Source organism: Candidatus Omnitrophota bacterium, from assembly GCA_013791745.1.
Classification (GTDB): domain Bacteria; phylum CG03; class CG03; order CG03; family CG03; genus CG03.
Map to the genome: position 1 here is coordinate 1 of VMTH01000182.1, position 2058 is coordinate 2058.

3 protein-coding genes are annotated in these 2058 nt (G+C 50.6%); all 3 read right to left on the reverse strand.

The features are described from left to right. A partial coding sequence (locus FP827_09565; protein ID MBA3053314.1) for a hypothetical protein occupies positions 1 to 527 on the reverse strand: 527 nt, incomplete at its 3' end. Next, a complete protein-coding gene (gene otsB / locus FP827_09570; GenBank protein MBA3053315.1) occupies positions 524 to 1285 on the reverse strand; it encodes a trehalose-phosphatase in 762 nt (253 codons plus the stop codon). The genes otsB and FP827_09565, both read right to left, overlap by 4 nt. Further along, positions 1243 to 2058, reverse strand: an 816-nt coding sequence (locus FP827_09575) for a hypothetical protein (protein MBA3053316.1), incomplete at its 5' end; no start/stop codon positions are given. The genes FP827_09575 and otsB, both read right to left, overlap by 43 nt.

Sequence of the window (2058 nt, forward strand, 5' to 3'; positions counted from 1 at the left end):
ACCGAAAGCCATTCCGAAAAATCGTTGGACACTTTTTTCAGCCTCAGGCGGGAGCCCACCAGGTGATAAAAAACGGACTCCACCGAAGATTGTTTAACGCCCTCAAAAAACTCCTTCTCATTTTCGGCGACGATCCCCGATTTGGCCACAAAAGTCAAAAGCCCCATGAAATAAAACTCTTTCCCTCTCGCCACACGCGCAAAATCACGGTTTTCGCCTTTGTGTTCTTCCAGTATTCTGAGTATCAGCGTTTTCGTCCTGCTCAGGCTCTTTATCTTGGCCGGGTCAAAAACGGAGATCCTTTCGGCGATGTCCTGCGCGCCGGCGGTCTTCCAGAGCCATTCGGCGAAATCATTCATATAGTCGATCTGCGAAACATGCCTTTTATAGAGCGAATAATAGATGTGATAAAATATCGTCTCCATACCGCTGTTTTTAATACCCTCATAGAATTCATCCATCGTCGCCGCCTTCACCCCCGTGTAACGCGGGATATTGGCGCAGGAATAAAAAACAAAAGCGTTCATATATCTATCCTCCTAAGCGCTTCAAGCGCATCTTTCGGAGCGGCAAGGCGGAAACGCGCGGCGCTCTTTCCCCTGCCTATTTTTACTCCCGTGATCCCCCTGAGCCGGAACACATCCTCATCGGTTACATCGTCGCCGAAATAAACCGGCGTGTGATCTTTCGCGCCGCGGGCGAGTTTTTTCACGGCCGCTCCTTTACTCACGCCTTCCGCTCGGATCTCAACGACTTTTTTTCCGTATATAAGTTCCAGCGAGAATTTTTTGAGAACCGGACGGATATCCTTTGTGATCCCGAGAATCCGAGCTGCTGTTTTCAAAGGCGCGTTCCTGTAATGCAGGGCCAGCGAGAATTTTTTTTCCTCAGTAAAAACCCCGCCGATAGAGGCGGCTTTAAAAAATGCCGCCGCCAGAGCCAGGATATTTTTCTGCGCCGGCGAGAGCGTTTTCACGGAACGCCGGCGGCCTTCGTCGATCTCGGCGCCGTGACAACCGACGAGCGTAAAACCCTTCGGAAAAAATTTCCTGAGAAAGGATATTTCCCTGCCGCTGACAATGGCGATCTTTATATTCTTACTTTCCTTCAACCTCTTCAAAGCCTCTACCGCTCCCGGCAGCGGGCGGGCTTTCGGCGGGTTATTCACGATATCCGAGAGCGTCCCGTCAAAATCGGCGAAGATGAAAAGCTTCTTCTGTCCTTTAAGAAAATCCGACAAGTTCACGGCCTTTCCTCCAGGGCGTTCAGATTCTTGTTCATCCATTCAAAAACATCGTGATCTTCTACTTTCTTCCTCATCGCCTCCATCCTGCGCCTTTTCTTAGCGGCGGGGAGCTTGAGAGCGGCGGCGATATAAGATGACACCTGCTCCGTATCGTAGGGATTGCATATGAAGGCCTCTTCAAAAAAAGAACTCGCTCCCGCGAACTCGCTCAGGATGAGAGCCCCGTTCCCGTCCACCTGAGACGCCACATATTCGCTTGCGACCATATTCCAGCCGTCGAACAGAGGCGTCAGAAGTGCGACATCCGACATCCTGTAAAAAGCGGTGAGCTGTTTGGCGGAAAATTTGCGGTAAAAATAAAAAATGGGCTGCCATGAAGGCGTTCCGAATTTTCCCTCAAAGCGGCCTATGTTCCTGTCTATCTCCCTCTTGAGATAGCGGTATTCGCTGACGCCTTCCCTTGAAGGCGTGGCGATCTGGAGCAGAGACACCTTCCCCCGCCATTCGGGATGAGTGTCCAGGAAATACTCAAATGCCCATATCCTGCGGAGTATTCCCTTTGTGTAATCGAGCCTGTCAACGGCAAGAATTATTTTATTGTTTCCCAGGCTCAGGCGCTGTTTCTCGGCCATATTGGCCGTCTGTTTCAACTCGGCCATGGACCTGTAATGCTTATAGTCTATCCCTATGGGAATCGCTCGCAGCTGCGTTGTGCGGGATTTGTAAATGATGCTGTTGCCTTTCACCACGGCTCCGGGCAGTATCCTGACGGCGGATAAAATAAAATTATCCACGAATTCCTGCGTGTGAAA

Excerpts from the sequence above, each read along its gene's own strand:
- otsB (MBA3053315.1), bottom strand. The coding sequence starts at position 1,285 with ATGGATGAACAAGAATCTGAACGCCCTGGAGGAAAGGCCGTGAACTTG.